Here is a 13,610-nt window from a genome sequence, read left to right as displayed (position 1 = left end):
TGCGCGTTTGATTGTGAAATCAATGCGGGACGATTTAAGACCCATAATATTGTTTTATGTCCCATATGCTCCAAAAAATCAGGGTTTCGTTGAAACCCTTATATTTCTGTTTTATATAATTCTACACCTTTTGGCAAATTCCTGCTATATTAGAAAATTTTTTTCCTTCCTCACGGTTAATACCTCTTCCTCTTGGCTGAAGATGGAATGCCCAATTCTTCCCTGTATTTTGCCACAGTCCTTCTTGAAATGATAATTCCCTTCTTCTTTAAATCATCGGCCAGCTTTTGATCGCTGAGAGGATTATAGGGGTCTTCCTCTCCCACCATTTTTTTGATCATTTTTTTTATGCTCTCGGAAGAAATGGACGAACCATTTGTATTATCAAGGCCGTTTTTAAAGAAAAACTTCAGTTCAAAAACTCCTCTCGGAGTTTGAACATACTTGCCGCTTATAGCTCTGGATACGGTAGACTCATGTATACCTACCCGCTCTGCGATCTGCTTCATGGTAAGGGGCTTAAGACAAGTAACTCCATAATCAAGGAAATCCCTTTGAACTTCTACTATGCTGTTTATTACCTTGTTTAAGGTGAGGCGGCGCTGTTCTATGCTTTTAATGAGCCACATGGCCGAATCCAGCCTTTGAGACAAAAACTTGGATATATTTGATTCGCGGTTTTCAGAATAAAGCAGTGAACGGTAGTAGGAATTTATTGAAAGCCTGGGCGATATGTTGTCATTCATAATCACCACATAATCATCGCCCACCTTTTCAATAACCGCATCCGGAACAATATACTGCGTTTCGTTAGCGGAAGAAAAGTTCCTGCCGGGTTTTGGGTCCAACGTCAGTATGATGTCTTTTAACTGCTGGACCTCCGACAGCGAAATATTCAAAGCCTCAGCTATCCTGCTGTAACGGGCTTCCGCCAGGTCCTTCAAATGGCCTGTTATCAATTCCCGGATTTTGGGTGTATTGATATTCCTCTGTTCAATCTGTATTAAAAGACATTCTATCAAATTTCGTGCTCCGATTCCCGCAGGCTCGAAAGTCTGAATGATTTTTACTACATCCTCCACTTCCTGCTCGGATACTTTCAAAATCTTTGCCGCTTCGGCGGAACTGATTGTCAGGTACCCCTTTTTATCGATATTCCCTATCAAAAACTCCCCGATTTTAAACTCCGTGCGGGAAATGGAACAAAGGTGCAGCTGCATCATCAGGTGTTCCTGAAGAGTTGGCGTTGAAGATACAAAGTTTTCAAGCCCCGGCTCTTCTTCCTTTTTTTCCCTGGGGAACCTTAGAAAATCAAGATCTGCACAATCCTGAAAATAATCCTCCCAATCGATGGTATCGGAATCTTTCTGCTCTGATTTTTCTATAACGTCGTCATTTTTTGAAATATCTTCATTCAAATCTAACAGGGGATTCTCCAGTAGCTCCTGTTCAATATATTCGTCAAGTTCCTGTGCGGACAGCTGCAATATTGTAATGGCCTGTCTTAATTCAGGTGTCATGACCAGTTTTTGTGTTTGTGTAAGTGATAGGCCATAACTCATCTGCATTTTATAACCCCCCTTCAAAGGCCGCAAGATGATAAAAACACATCTTTATTTATATAATATATATTCTATAAAACATCAATTTTTCCTCTTTTTTTTCAATAAATCCCTTAATATAATAATTCTTAGGATAAATCTGTTGTATTATACTTTCCTTGCAATTATTATACCATAAAACAGATGTGCAGTGAAGATTCCAAAAAATAATTATATGTGATTTATAAAAAGCAGGGTTGTGTTTACCCTGCTTTTTGCTCAATGTGTTTCGACATCTTTTGCTCCGTTTTGTCTCATTATCGCGGCTGCGTTGTCCACTTTCTGCTCATGCGCCCTGACTACGGCCAGTATCCTGCCTTTTCTGACTTCACCCTCGTAATAACGGCCCCTCTCTTCGGGAATCCCCCAATCAAGCAGGCCGCCCGCCACGCCACCGGTCGCGGCTCCGGAGATCAAACCCGCTATGGGCCCTGCGGCGATAATGGGCCCCAGGCCGGGCACGGCCAGCGCCCCGGCTCCCAGAGCAAGTCCCGCAAGCCCTCCCAGAACTCCGCCCGTAGTGGTTCCATCGGCTACAGTATCCATGTCCAGAGTGCCGCCGTCTTCATCGTCTCCGCTATTTCCATTACCGCTCTCTCCGTTCCCGCCACCTTTCCCACCTTTGGCCACAATGGATATTTCATTGGTATCAAAGCCGGAATTTCTCATCTGGGAAACGGCTTTCTCCGCCTGTTCCTTGCTGTCGAACACTCCTATGACGGTTTTTACCATTTGTAAATTCCTCCTCTATCATTATTGAACAATTTTATTTTAACCCCATTTCTTGAAGGTATACGCAAAACAGGGCCTTTGATTTACAATAATCATGAATTTTTATTATGAACCCGGGAAATATTAAAAAAGAAAAAAATTAAACGCAAGGAGGAAGCAATGTGGCCGATAAGATTGATGTAACTCAAAAGAGCAAACAGGACAAGACCATGAGCGAAATCAGTGAAAGGCTCGGGACGGAAACTGTAAATCAAATCCAGGATATAGTGAACCAGCAGCGTCAACAGAATGCCAAACAGTACCAGAATGCTCAACATAAGCAGTTTTCAACCAGCGTTGAATGCCTGGTAAATTCCGCCCGGGAACAGCAAATGGCATCGGAGCAGCAAATACAGAGCACCTTGAATCAGGCATCTACCAGCCTCATGGATGCCCGCAGGCTGGAAAATCTTTATACTAGCGCTCAGCAACTTCAACAGGGAGCACAATTGGGAATATCAAACCTTCAGATGAACGCCAAACAGTACAAGCAGACCATCGAGCAGATGGAAAAAGATTGCCATGAACAACAGGTTGCCATGGATATGCAGGTAATCCAGGCCATGCAGCAGGCTGTTTCGGCTCTGGCCCAGGCTCAAAATGCCATTCTTCAGAGCCAGGCCATCAATAAGATGTTCGATTCCATAACAAAATGCGAGGACAGCCTCACGCAAATAGAGCAAATGGGGAAACCTAGCGTTACTATGTAAGAACAGTGTAATAACTTCTACTAATAATAAGATACCTCGAGCCTTATGCCCGAGGATTTTTAATAAAAGATTCAATTTTTTCCACAGGTTTTTTTACCAGTCATCGTGGTAATTATCGTGATATTTATCATGGTATTTATCATAGTCTTTATCCGGACAAGGCTCGTGGAACTTATCATGATGCTTGTCGTGATATCCGTCGTCGCACCAGCATGGCTTGACAAGTTTTACCAGCATCTCGAACAGTATTGTCACTTTAATTCTTCTGGGACTTACCACATCCACATTAATATGTTCCACTTTGAAAAAAACCAGGGCTTCCATTCCGGGGTCCGCACCATGCAAATGAACAAACTGCAGGAACGGAAATGTAGCTTCAAAAAAGTGCACCGGCTGGGATGGAATTGCTGCAACGTATAGAATTTTTGCAGTCACTTCTCCGTCCACAATAACCTTATCGCAGAGCACTCTCACTTCATCTACCGTAAAAGCGACTCTAGCTTCCACGCCCCTTTCGGCGTCGGGCTTGCCTTGCGGAATCTCTACCGTGTCCTGTACTATGGCCTGAATCTTGCCCACCCATAATTTCCCCCGCTCCATATCCCTGCGGGCTTGCATTACATATATATAGCCGTACACGGTACCCAGGCAAATTTCACCAAAACCTCTCATGTTTAATTCTCCTACATCAACACATATGGCGCCATTCGGTATGGTCTGCTTCCACTCCAATATGATGTTTCGGCCCTTCCAGCCGTAGATATATACGGTGTTGAGGCAGGTGATGACAAGTTCTCTTCGACCGTCTCCATCTACGTCAAAAACGGCGGCATCCTTGGGGTCCTGATCCAGGGCCGGGCAGCTCCACATGGTTTCATATATTCCGCCTTTAAAATGCAAAATCTTTACGGTTCTATCGGCACAATCATAGATAATTTCATCTTTCCCATCCCCGTCAAAATCATCCACCACGATAAAATCCTTATCGGCATCCGGTATGGAACCGCTCCATTTTTCCGCTTTTCTGCCACCCATAAAACATATCACATGAATGACACTTTCGCCATAACCGCGGGTTTTAAATACGACCTCGCAAGTTCCATCGCCATCGGTATCACCTGAATCCACGCAGTAAACGTTGTTCTTGAAGACTTCCTGCCTTAAAAAAATCAGCTTTCCCTCAAAGCGAAAAATGTGAACATGCGTCTTCCCTTTTATTGCCGCTACAATTTCAATCTTTCCGTCTCCGTCGATATCGGCTATGGCCAGCGAAACCACTTCTCCACCCACTGCGGTGCTTTCGGCAATTTTTATCAATTCTTTGCCTCTCATCTTATAGATGAAAATATGTCTGTAACTGCCTATTATTATCTCATCTCTACCATCGCCATCAATATCATAAACTTTCATGCAGCGTACATCATTTTCTCCAAGAGCAACTCTAGCCATTTGATGGTAGGTTTCCCTTTCAAATCTGAACACATATAAATGAGCGTCTCCGGAAGATGCTGCGGTAGTTCCCGCCACTATATTCATCCTGCCGTCGCCGTTTATATCCCCCAGGGCTATCCTGGTCTCCTGCCCCAGGTCCTTGCCGGCCCATTCCAGCTGATAGGTTTGACGCATCATACCCCCTCCTTTTCGGTGCCAAATCTTCTTTTACTATAATATTCCCGGGAAGGAGGGATGGTTCATAACGGAGGTCGGAGGTCAGAAATCAGATTAAGTTGGAATTTGCGGCTCGCAAATTCCTTCTATTCCGACATCCGACTTCTGGCCTCTTATAAGAGCAGCAGAGAGCTGCGGTGCCGGGCCATCTCCGGCAGGGAAGTGACTTTCTACACCAGAATCATACTTTAAATAAGTGAGTGCTCCACCATGTATTCCGCAATCTGTACCGCATTGTAAGCCGCTCCTTTTCTCAAATTATCCGCCACTATCCACATGTTCAGACCGCATGGAATCGAGAAATCCTCTCGAATTCTGCCCACAAAAACATCATTCTGGCCGGATACATATTCCGGCAACGGATAAATCCTGTTTTGAGGATCATCCGCCACCTTCACTCCAGCGGCTTTTGCTAGAATGCTGCGAGCTTCTTCTGCGGTGAGCTTTTCAACCGTTTCAACATTGACAGCCTCCGAATGGCCGTTGAAAACAGGGACCCGCACTGTTGTGGCTGTCACCGCTATGCTTTCATCTCCCATTATCTTTTTTGTTTCTCTCACCATTTTCCATTCCTCTTTGCTGTACCCCGTATCGTCAAATACATCTATATGGGGTAGCACATTAAAGGCTATCTGATGAGGGTAAATCCTGGGTTCGGGCTTTTCTCCATTTAACAATTGCCTGGATTGGAGCTTCAATTCTTCTATTGCATCCATACCGGTTCCTGATACAGCCTGGTATGTAGATACCACTACCCTTTTTATTTTTGCCCTGTCGTGGATTGGTTTTAAAACCACCACCATCTGGATGGTAGAACAGTTGGGATTTGCGATAAGTCCCTTATGCCGGTGAATGTCCTGCGGGTTCACTTCCGGAACCACTAGGGGAACTTCCGGATCCATTCTGAAAGCATTGCTGTTGTCGATCACCACAGCCCCTCTTTTGACGGCCTCCGGCGCCAGTTCCATGCTAACGTCCTGGCCTGCGGAAAAAAGGGCGATATCAATGCCCTCAAACGCAGCCGGGACAGCTTCCTCCACCGTTATTTTTTCACCCATGAACTCTACCGTATGTCCGTTTGACCTAGCAGAAGCCAAGGGTAAAATCCTTTTAACAGGAAAACTTCGTTCCTGTAAAATTTTAATCATCGTCTGGCCAACCGCACCGGTAGCCCCTACCACCGCCACATTGTAACCTTTCATATAAGCCTCTCCTTTAAAAAAATATAAATATGAAGACTCGATGAGCAGCCTTGCTCATCATTAATAATTATATGCAAAATATAATATTATAGTTACTGCCCCTGTGTCAATATGTATAATGGAATATAAAAAAATTTAACTAAAATTTAACACTTTAAAATACAAAAATCATGAATTTGTCTTTGCTTAATGGATATTTGTTCTTTATAAAAAGACAGTTGAGATAAAATATTCTACAAACATTTCAATAATCCTTTTTTCTGAAATTATTTCCTAGCGAAAATATAATGAATAATATTGTTATGAGTCAAAACGAATATAAATTTAAAACGGCAGGTGGAACTGCCGTTTAGGGGAGTTATTTATATTAACAAAATGAATTGTCCTCGGCTGCTTTTAAGCAGCCTTTATGTTAAAGGGAGGGTCAACATTTTTTATCGATTTTATTATCGCATATATAATTTAAGAAAATATTAAGCTCATATTAAATATTTGTTAAAACTTACACAGACTGAGCTTTTTGTAAAGATGAATCTGCAAATGCCATTCCCCCATTTTTATTTTTTGCAAAATAAAAGCCGGAGAAAATCTATCATCTCCGGCAGAGGAAGTATTTTGCTATCTCGAAACCTTCATATCGGAAATTGGTATATATCCCAGTTCTGTCACCAACGATTTTACCTCGTCGCTGACCATGTAATCCAGGAATGCTTTTGTCAGGCCGGTGGGTTCACCTTTCGTATACATGTGTTCATAAGACCATATGGGATATTTGCCGCTTGTTATGTTTTCTACAGTCGGTTCGATGCCATCCAGCTTTAAGGCTTTAACGCTGTTGTCCACATAGGATAAAGCAAGGTAACTGATGGAACCCGGCGTATCGGCAATGGCTTTCTTAATGGCTCCAGAGCTTTCTTCTGTAAGAGCTATGCCTTGAGCTTCTTCCTGGCCGTCAAGTGCGTATTTTTTGAAAGTGGCCCTTGTACCGGAACTGGCAGGTCTATTGAGGATAACTATTTTCTGGTCGTTGCCGCCAACTTCTTTCCAGTTGGTAATCTTGCCCGTGAAAATGTCAACCAATTGCTGTTTTGTCAGATTATCAACTTTAACGTCCGGATTTACAACCGTTGCAAAACCTACTACACAAACTTTATGGTCAACCAGCTCTTTTGCCTTATCGGCGTCCAATTTTTCTTCAGCAAAGATATCAGAGTTTCCAATTTCTACAGTGCCTTCGGATACCAACTTGAGACCTGTTCCGCTGCCTCCGGCCTGGACGTTTATTTTGGCATTGGGGTTCTTGCTCATGAATTGTGATGCAGCCTGTTCCACCAGAGGCAATAATGCCGAAGAACCTGCTGCTGTTATGCTTCCAGATACTTCACTGCTCTGACCTGAGCCCTGATTCTGGCTTTGACTCTGACTGCCGGAATTCGAGTTTTGATCGACGGATTGCTTTCCGCAACCTGCAATTGTTAGAAGCCCGACAAGAAGAATTGCTATCGCCACGAAAATACTTTTCTTTGCTCTTGACACCAAAACCACACCTCCATAATTTTTTTGCTTACAAAAAAAGTATACCAGCATATTGTAAAAATGTTATTAAACCAATGTTAAGAGTTAGTAAATTCTTTTAAAATACACACGCACAAAAAAGGAGTTCAGGTATTAAAACCAAAACTCCTTTATCATATAGGCTATCGTGACTGTTCGGTCTGCATCGTTACAACGCTATTTCCAGAAACTGCAATATGCTTTTCTGATATCAACCGGCTTCTTTTACTTCCTGCGCGAAGAAACCGTCGAAAACGGCTCTAACAGCCGGCCTGGCATAATTTTGAGGTATTACCGCATAAAAACAATTTGAAAATATTTTTCGATCTTTTACCGGAATATTTGCTTCCGCCAGCAGAGATTCTATCTTCAGGCTTATGGCGCCGGCATTAACCGCCGCATCGCATTCGTTATATATCACCGATACTGCGGAAAGTCCATTTTCTAACTCTTGAAGGGATATGCCGGAAACAGGGTAATCATTTCCTTTCGGCCCCACCAGAGTTCCATCTCCATCATCAAAGGTGGATTTTATCCTGAAAGGCATGTTAAAGTTCATGGCGGCTTTTACAGCCCTGGGATGTATGACTTTTGCACCGTTTACCGCCATGGTGAGCATCTCCTTAAAGGATATCTGTGATAAAAAAGGAGCCTCCGGGATAATGCGCGGGTCCGTCACTGCCACTCCAGGGACATCTGTATATATCTCCACAAGGTCTGCCCTGAGATAGCCTCCCAGCACCACAGCAGTGGTATCGCTGCCGCCCCGGCCCAGCGTAGTTATCTCGCCCTTTTCGGTCTGTCCCTGAAAACCGGCTACCACTACCACTTTTCCTTCTTTTAATTTATCAAGTATGGGTTCAGGATCAATATCAATTATATCGGCATTGCCGAACTCCCCGGTAGTCAGTATCCCCGCTTGAAATCCGGTCATCGCTTCTGCAGGGATACCGGCAGCTTCAATATTCGCAGCCATGACTGCCGAAGAAATAATTTCTCCGCAGGCCATTATAAGGTCTTTTTTCTTCGGACATTCAGGGCCGCCCTGAGATTCCAGAAGCTGTATCAGGGTATCGGTGGCGTAAGGGTCTCCTTTGCGCCCCATTGCTGATACCACTACGACAACATCGTTGCCTTCATTTTTTGCTTTTAAAATATGTCTTAACGCCGCTTTTCGATTTTCATGAGTCCTTACGGATGTTCCGCCGAATTTCTGGACTACAATTGCCATCGTTTTCCCCCTTTCGATATGATAGGATTTTAAATCAAGCCCATTTTCACAAGAGTTTCGGCAATCTGAACGGCATTGAGTGCGGCTCCTTTCCTCAGATTGTCCGCTACCACCCACATATTGAGGCCGTTTTCTATGGAAATATCTTTCCTGATCCTGCCTACGTAGACGTCATCCGTGCCGACAAGCTCCGCGGCAAGAGGATAAAGATTTCTGGAAAGGTCGTCCAATACTTTTACTCCCGGGGCTTTTTCCAGGATTTGTCTTGCTTCCTCTATTCCGACAGGCTTTTCGGTCTCTATGTTGATTGCCTCCGAATGGCAGCGTATCACCGGGATTCGGACTGCAGTAGGGCACACGGCTATGCTGTGGTCGTGAAGCATCTTATGGGTTTCGTTCACCATTTTCATTTCTTCCCTGCTGTAGCCGTTTTCCAGGAATACGTCTATGTGGGGCAGGGCGTTAAAAGCAATCTGATGGGGATACACCCTTGCTTCCAGCGGTCTTTTCTCCACATAGGCCCTGACCTGGCCTTCCAGCTCCGCTATGCCCGGCAGACCCGTTCCCGATACAGCCTGGTAAGTGGAAACCACAATCCTTTTTATCCTGAAACGGTCGTGCAGAGGTTTTAAAGCCACCAGCATCTGGATGGTGGAACAGTTGGGGTTTGCTATAATATTCCTGTGCCAGTTGAGGTCTTCCGGATTAACCTCCGGGATTACCAGCGGCACATTCGGATCCATGCGAAAGGCATTGCTGTTGTCGATAACTATGCAGCCTTCATCTGCGGCCACCGGAGAAAGCTTCAGGCTTGCGGCTTCACCGGCTGAAAAGAGAGCGATGTCCAGGTCTTTAAAAACCCCTTCCCGGGCCGCTTTTACTTCGACTCTTTCTCCTCTGAACACGACTTCTTTGCCTTCGTTTTCGACTACGTCAAGCGGTTTTATATTTTCTACGGGAAAATTTCTCTGTTCAAGCGTTTTGAGCATTTCTGTTCCTACCGCGCCAAGCGCCCCAACAACACCCACACGATATTTCTTCATATATGTTCCTCCCAAGAATATATTTTAAAATTAGCCGGATATAACCGGAAAATTGTAACCGGACAGATTCATCGCACACTTGTGCGACTTTTAAAAGAGGAACATCAGCAATATATATTCGACATGCTGTTGCCAAGTCCTCTTTTTCAAAAATACTCATAATTTAGGTTAGGGGAAACACCTCCTTTTCTGGGGTAGAAAACCGTGGGAGGCGGAGGAATGTTCCCAATGAAGGGCTTTTTTGTGATTATATTTTAAGTACCCATATAGGTCAACAAAAAATGATGAAAAAAACGCTCAAACCCTTTATCCTCACAGGTTTGAGCATTTCTAATTATTATATATAAATATTAGAATGACACATCATCTTAAAAAGTATCATTTGACCTATTGCACGCCTTACACCCGTAAATAAACGCTTTCCAGCGCGTAATCCAGGCAGCGCAAAAGGCAAGATTAAAGTCTCACAGGATTTTAACACTCCGCTTCCTGATTCCATTTTAAAGGAGTCCGCAAAGCGTCTTAAAAAATTCAGGGTAAGATATTCTCACGCAGTCCACATTTTCTATGACGGTTTCCCCTTCGGCTCCAAGAGCCGCTATGGCCAGCGCCATGGCTATGCGGTGGTCGCCGAAGCTCTTCACTCTGCCGCCCTTCAGTCTGCACGGACCTTCGATTATCAGACCGTCCTCCGTCTTTTTAATGCGGGCCCCCAGGCATGAGAGGCCGTCCGCCATGGCTTCAATCCTGTCGCTTTCTTTTACCTTCAGCTCCTCCGCATTCCTGATGACGGTGACACCCTCAGCAAAGGCTGCTGCTACGGCAAGAATCGGGATTTCGTCTATGATACGGGGGATGATGGCTCCTTCTATTGTAATACCCTTAAGCCTGCCGCTTCTTACTCTTATATCCGCCATCGCCTCGCCGTTTGTTATTCGTTCATTTAAAATTTGAATATCCGCGCCCATAAGCCTCAGGGCGTCAATTATTCCGGTGCGGGTGGGATTAATCCCGGTATTTTCGATAATCACCTCCGAATCCGGCAATATACATGCTCCTGCAATGAAAAATGCCGCCGAAGATATGTCTCCGGGTACGCTTATCTTCTGAGCTGTCAATTCTTTTACGGGCGCCAATCTGATTTTGTTGTTTTCCCGGGAAATATTTGCTCCGAAGGCCTTCATCATTATTTCGGTATGATCCCTTGATTTCTCAGGTTCTTCTATGACGGTTTGTCCTTCAGCGTAAAGCCCCGCCAGAAGCAGGGCTGATTTCACCTGGGCGCTGGCCACCGGTAGTCTGTAGTCTATGGCTTTCAACTTGCCTCCCTTTATCTTCAGGGGGGCTTTGTTCCCGCCGTCTGCGCCGTCGATGCGGGCTCCCATCAGCCTCAGGGGCTCGGTCACCCTCCCCATGGGCCTTAGCCGGATTGATTCGTCTCCCGTGATTTCCGTCTCGAAGTCCTGTCCTGCCAGTATGCCCAAAAGAAGCCTTATGGTAGTGCCGGAATTGCCAACGTAAAGCGGGCCGCCCGGTTTTTTAAGGCCAGATAAACCCCTGCCGAAAATTCTCACCCTTGCACTTTCCGGCCGGGGATCGCGACCTTCACATCCTGCTTCATCTTCATCGATACGACCTTCATTTTCATGGGTTATCTCTATGTCAACGCCCATTTTTCTGAAACAGTCAATGGTGGAAAGGCAATCTTCCGCCATCAAAAAACCTTCTATTTCTGTAACACCCTCGGCAATGGACCCGAGCATTACGGCACGGTGCGAAATGGATTTGTCGCCGGGCACCGATATCCGGCCTTTCAGACTTCGGATTCCTTTGATTACTTTATCCACGGCTTCACCTCCTGCTTTTATACGCCCTGGCATTCTGAAATCTTTCTATAATTGCGTCTCCGTCGGAAGTTCCAATGGCTGACTCCAGAAGCAGAAGCTGCTCTTTAAAGGTTGATATTAGAGGCAGTATTTCGTCTTTATTGTAAATGAGTATGTCTTTCCACATGAAGGCATTGGAACCGGCTATGCGTGTGGTGTCGCGCCATCCGCCTCCTGCAAGCTCCATAACGCGATCTTTCGGATATATTTCGGACACCGCATTTACCAGGGTAGTGGATATGATCTGTGGCAGGTGGCTTGCCGCGGCTGCCATTCTGTCATGTTCCTCGACTGACATTATTACAGGCTTTCCCCCCAGGTCTTTCACCAGTTTGATCATGGTCCACAGGGCTTCGGCATCGGTGCGGGCGGTAGGGGTAAGCACATACGGCGCTCCCCAGAACATGTCTTCCCTGGCCCATTCGAAGCCGGAATTTTCCGACCCGGCCATGGGATGGCCGCCCACAAAAGCCGAACCGTCAGGCAAAATAGCCTCTATTTCACTGACGATGGCCTTTTTCACGCTGCCGGTGTCGGTGATTATGGTGTTTTGAGGAATATATCCCGCTATAATCTTAACGGCATCAACGATACGGGATACCGGCAGCGATACAAATACTATATCGACATCAGCAAAAATATCGGGTATGGCCGTTTTATCGGCCATACCTTGCGTATCGAAAGGATAGGTTTCAATCCCTTTCTGTCGGGCAAGTTCCAGTACGTTTTCATCCGAATCCAGGCCAAATACCTTCATGCCATTCTTCCTTAACGCCATTGCGATGGAGCCTCCGATAAGGCCCAGGCCGACAATCACTACCTTCTTATGACCGTTCCCCTGTATATGCGTCATTGCGTAAGACCCCCTGCGTATTGTTTCAATCTCCATCCCTGAAGTATCTTCCTACTATGGCCGCCGTTTGTTTGAGCTCTCTGCTCAAAGCCATGAGGTTTTCGGGGTTGAGCGATTGCGGCCCATCGGACAGGGCCTGTTTTGGATTCGGGTGAACCTCTATTATCAGCCCGTCGGCTCCAACAGCCACGGCGCCGCGGGAAAGCGGGACAACCCAGCGCCAGTTGCCGGCGGCATGGCTTGGGTCTACGATTACAGGAAGGTGGCTTAAATGCTTTACAATGGGGACCGAACTTAAATCTAGCGTATTTCTGGTCATGGTTTCAAAAGTCCTTATGCCTCGTTCACACAGCATAACGTTGAAATTCCCTTCATTCATGATGTATTCTGCGGCATTGAGCCATTCCTCGATGGTTGAAGAAAGGCCGCGCTTTAACATGACGGGTTTGTTCGTCTTGCCCACCATCTTCAAAAGGGGGAAGTTCTGCATGTTTCTTGCCCCTATTTGCAGTATATCAGCATATTCGGCCACAAGGCCGACCGTTTCTGTGTCCATTACTTCGGTTATCACAGGGAGGCCCGTCTTCTCCCGAGCTTCAGCCAGAATCTCCAGTCCCTTTTCTCCCAGCCCCTGGAAGGAATAGGGGGAGGTTCTGGGCTTGAAAGCCCCTCCGCGCAATATCCTGGCTCCAGCCTTTTTCACGATTTCCGCCGTTTCCAGAAGCTGCTCCCGGCTCTCGACGGCGCAGGGCCCCGCCATCAGAACGACCTCGTCCCCGCCTATTTCCACATCCTTAACCTTTATCACCGAAGGCCCGGGATGAAAACTTCGGCTTGCCAGCTTATACGGCTCCATAATCGGCACCGTTTTCTCCACGCCGTCCATCAGTTCTATGGGTTTTTCCGCCAGCTTTCGCCTATCGCCGATGACACCGATGATGGTTACATCTTCACCCTTCGATATGTGAACCCCAAGTCCTGCATTTTTTATCACCTCACACACATTTTCTATATCCTTCCGGGTTGCGGTTTTTTCCATTACGATTATCATTTACAATTCCTCCCAACCATGCTACACATTTTTTAAAATA

The 13,610-nt window shown here is 45.7% G+C and carries 12 protein-coding genes; 2 read left to right on the top strand and 10 right to left on the bottom strand.

The features are described 5' to 3' along the window. Nucleotides 1-176 precede the first annotated feature (176 nt). Nucleotides 177-1,568, bottom strand: a complete 1,392-nt coding sequence (gene rpoN, locus AC6I1H_RS14810) for an RNA polymerase factor sigma-54 (RefSeq protein WP_497738297.1) — start codon at nucleotides 1,566-1,568, stop codon at nucleotides 177-179. A 252-nt stretch (nucleotides 1,569-1,820) separates the two neighbouring features. Then, nucleotides 1,821-2,333 carry a hypothetical protein gene (locus AC6I1H_RS14805; RefSeq protein ID WP_497738296.1) on the bottom strand — a complete coding sequence of 171 codons (513 nt, stop codon included), beginning with the start codon at nucleotides 2,331-2,333 and terminating at the stop codon, nucleotides 1,821-1,823. 161 nt (nucleotides 2,334-2,494) lie between these two features. Between AC6I1H_RS14805 and AC6I1H_RS14800 the strand changes: the two genes are divergently transcribed. Continuing rightward, nucleotides 2,495-3,082, top strand: coding sequence for an exonuclease SbcC (locus tag AC6I1H_RS14800; protein WP_497738295.1), 588 nt, complete (start codon nucleotides 2,495-2,497; stop codon nucleotides 3,080-3,082). 93 nt (nucleotides 3,083-3,175) lie between these two features. Here the strand turns inward: AC6I1H_RS14800 and AC6I1H_RS14795 are convergent, their stop codons facing one another. Next, nucleotides 3,176-4,708, bottom strand: coding sequence for an FG-GAP-like repeat-containing protein (locus tag AC6I1H_RS14795; RefSeq protein ID WP_497738294.1), 1,533 nt, complete (start codon nucleotides 4,706-4,708; stop codon nucleotides 3,176-3,178). A gap of 60 nt (nucleotides 4,709-4,768) precedes the next feature. Here AC6I1H_RS14795 and AC6I1H_RS14790 point away from each other — a divergent pair, with 60 nt between their 5' ends. Next, complete coding sequence (locus AC6I1H_RS14790) at nucleotides 4,769-4,942, top strand: hypothetical protein (protein ID WP_497738293.1); 174 nt, start codon at nucleotides 4,769-4,771, stop codon at nucleotides 4,940-4,942. Here AC6I1H_RS14790 and AC6I1H_RS14785 read toward each other — a convergent pair. The 7 genes from AC6I1H_RS14785 to aroF all read right to left on the bottom strand — a co-directional run bounded on the left by AC6I1H_RS14785 (nucleotide 4,939) and on the right by aroF (nucleotide 13,570). After that, a complete protein-coding gene (locus AC6I1H_RS14785) occupies nucleotides 4,939-5,952 on the bottom strand; it encodes an aspartate-semialdehyde dehydrogenase (RefSeq protein ID WP_497738292.1) in 1,014 nt (337 codons plus the stop codon). The two genes, AC6I1H_RS14790 and AC6I1H_RS14785, sit on opposite strands and share 4 nt — an antisense overlap. A gap of 618 nt (nucleotides 5,953-6,570) precedes the next feature. Beyond that, the gene (locus tag AC6I1H_RS14780; RefSeq protein WP_497738291.1) at nucleotides 6,571-7,491 is read right to left on the bottom strand and encodes a phosphate ABC transporter substrate-binding protein; all 921 of its coding nucleotides are present in this window, start codon (nucleotides 7,489-7,491) and stop codon (nucleotides 6,571-6,573) included. 226 nt (nucleotides 7,492-7,717) lie between these two features. After that, the gene (locus AC6I1H_RS14775) at nucleotides 7,718-8,737 is read right to left on the bottom strand and encodes an aspartate kinase (RefSeq protein WP_497738290.1); all 1,020 of its coding nucleotides are present in this window, start codon (nucleotides 8,735-8,737) and stop codon (nucleotides 7,718-7,720) included. A gap of 29 nt (nucleotides 8,738-8,766) precedes the next feature. After that, the gene (locus AC6I1H_RS14770) at nucleotides 8,767-9,780 is read right to left on the bottom strand and encodes an aspartate-semialdehyde dehydrogenase (protein ID WP_497738289.1); all 1,014 of its coding nucleotides are present in this window, start codon (nucleotides 9,778-9,780) and stop codon (nucleotides 8,767-8,769) included. Between the two features lie 500 nt (nucleotides 9,781-10,280). Next, nucleotides 10,281-11,627, bottom strand: a complete 1,347-nt coding sequence (gene aroA, locus AC6I1H_RS14765) for a 3-phosphoshikimate 1-carboxyvinyltransferase (protein ID WP_497738288.1) — start codon at nucleotides 11,625-11,627, stop codon at nucleotides 10,281-10,283. Between the two features lie 4 nt (nucleotides 11,628-11,631). After that, entirely contained in the window at nucleotides 11,632-12,519 is an 888-nt protein-coding gene (locus AC6I1H_RS14760; protein WP_497738287.1) for a prephenate dehydrogenase, read from the bottom strand. Nucleotides 12,520-12,544: 25 nt separating this feature from the next. Beyond that, nucleotides 12,545-13,570, bottom strand: coding sequence for a 3-deoxy-7-phosphoheptulonate synthase (aroF, locus tag AC6I1H_RS14755; protein WP_497738286.1), 1,026 nt, complete (start codon nucleotides 13,568-13,570; stop codon nucleotides 12,545-12,547). Between the last annotated feature and the right edge of the window lie 40 nt (nucleotides 13,571-13,610).

The sequence above is a fragment of the Biomaibacter sp. TOL genome (assembly GCF_059717795.1).
Note: the sequence above shows the minus strand (reverse complement) of the source record. Positions and strands in the feature narration are given on the sequence as shown.